The following is an 889-nucleotide window of genomic DNA, read 5'->3' as shown; positions in this document are numbered from 1 at the left end:
CCTGCCCTCAGGCCGTTGGCATGCCTGGCGCAGTCGTGTCGTGCGGGCAGATGTCGGACAACCCTTAACCGAAGCGGCCGTCCAATACGCGCGACGTACCGTATGTCGGCTTGTGGGACCATGCCATGCCCCATCGAAGCGTCGCTGATGCAACCCACTTCCGCGCTAACGATGAGCCCGCCGCCCAACCGACGACAACCAAAGGCACGTAAACACCCAGTTGCCGGTCGCTAGGCGCGTTAGCTCATACACACACTCAACCACGAGCATCGACATCGACATCGAACTCTCGGTGACGGTGCCTTCATACGTCGACAGTAGCGCGTCTCGTCCGTGCGCCGGGAAATGATGCAGCGCTGGGCCAACCACCTGGACGAGCTTCGGATCGGCGCGGACGTTATCCCTATCAATCATGCTGCGAAACCACAGCCACATCCTGCTCACTGCCGTAAGCGCTACTCCATTCCCTCCGGCGGCGATGTGCTGAAAGAGACTGAGGCGATCAAAGAGCTGCCGTAGCGTGGTGCCAGAAAGCTAAAGCGGCAGGACTTCAAACGCCCTGCACGAGCAATCGACAGCAAGACATCGAACTGCCTCAACGACAACTCCATCCCTGCCTGTAGCTTGGGCTTCATGCCAGTAATCGAGCCAACGCTTGGGATCTCAGCTCTGCCTGCGGCAGGAGAGGTCGAGCCGATGATCTGAAAGTCAAACGCAAGAACGCCATTGACAGCCTCCGTGAGTGTGCCTCCGACCGTCATGTAGATTTGTTCCTCGCGCCTGCGCTCCTCAATCGCTTTGCCACCTTGGGACTGTTGATTTCCATGGAATCCTGACCCGCGATTTCCATCGAATATTGACCCACCCTCTTTGCGAGCCAGCCGGCTCA

General features: G+C 58.7%; 1 protein-coding gene. It reads right to left on the bottom strand.

Going from position 1 to position 889, the window contains the following annotated elements; all coding sequences use genetic code 11:
* Positions 1 to 455: 455 nt before the first annotated feature.
* On the bottom strand, positions 456 to 889 hold a 434-nt coding region (locus AC07Y4_RS32955), incomplete at its 5' end, for a hypothetical protein (protein ID WP_495275688.1).

It is taken from the genome of Variovorax sp. GW460-12-1-14-LB1 (assembly GCF_059423605.1).
Note: the sequence above shows the minus strand (reverse complement) of the source record. Positions and strands in the feature narration are given on the sequence as shown.